At 49.7% G+C, this 1,054-nt stretch carries 1 protein-coding gene; it reads right to left on the bottom strand.

Annotated features, from left to right (window positions below):
- Positions 1-57: 57 nt before the first annotated feature.
- Positions 58-1,002, bottom strand: coding sequence for an aminotransferase class IV (locus tag GOW98_RS25500; protein ID WP_170337397.1), 945 nt, complete (start codon positions 1,000-1,002; stop codon positions 58-60).
- Between the last annotated feature and the right edge of the window lie 52 nt (positions 1,003-1,054).

The following is a 1,054-nucleotide window of genomic DNA, read 5'->3' as shown; positions in this document are numbered from 1 at the left end:
GTTAACTGCGTTCAAAGCTACATTTCACCAGTGGTTCAATCAGATACCAACTGACAGCTATTCGTCATCTGGGTACTTTATATCAAACCTGTTGTCCTTTTCGTTGTGCATGTCCCAATACTTCTTGGTGATCTGACTTGTGACTTGGCCGGGATTTCCGGGACCGATGTTTTGACCATTTACTTTTGTCACGGGCATTATCCCACCGGCGGTCGACGATATGAAAACCTCGTTTGCCCCGAGGAGTTGGTCTTGGGTTAGGTCGACGGCTGAACAGTCGATATCTAGGTTCGTGCAAATGTCGAATACCGTCTGACGAGTGACCCCGAGAAGCACACCGAACTTCGGTGTTAGGACTGTTCCGTCGATGACGGCAAAAATATTGAACCCGGGCCCTTCAGATACGTTGCCGTTTGCATCAATGAGGATCGCCGTGTCGGCACCTCGGTCGTAAGCCTCATAGAGGCCTTTCACCAGATCCAGCCAATGATAGTTCTTGACAGTCGGATCGACTGACATTGGAGGAATGCGAACCAAGGATGTTATTGCTGCATTTAGTCCATGCTTCATCTGCTCTGGATTGGCCACCGATCCAAACGGGATTGCGAACGCGATGAACTGGTTGATGGCATCTCGTGGATCCCGGCTGAATGTTGGCGACATGCCGCGAGTACAAATGAACTCGACGTATGAGTTCTTTAATCCGGATAGTGCGACGCAGTTGTGCAGTATCTCGATGACCTGGCTTCGATCATACTCAATCGACATATGCAGTTTTTCCAAACCTGCGAAGAACCGATCAAGGTGATTTTCGAGTCGAAAGAAGGCTCCGTTCCAAACATGGACGACGTCATACGTCGCGTCGGAATGAAGTAGCCCATAGTCCAGTACTGAGATCTTAGCTTCCGAAATCGGCAAATACTGCCCGTCCAGGAAGGCCACGCCAGGAGGATATGTCTTGGGGTCAGAGTAATGCTCGGAGAGATTGGGTAAAACAGTCATAAGAAAAAGCTACCGTAGTGCGCGCTGAAATCGCAATGTCCGGTTTGGGCTG

Source organism: Ruegeria arenilitoris (genome assembly GCF_013032445.1).
GTDB lineage: Bacteria > Pseudomonadota > Alphaproteobacteria > Rhodobacterales > Rhodobacteraceae > Ruegeria > Ruegeria arenilitoris_F.
The sequence above is the reverse complement of the archived record's forward strand: the minus strand, read 5'-3'. Positions and strand labels throughout refer to the sequence as shown.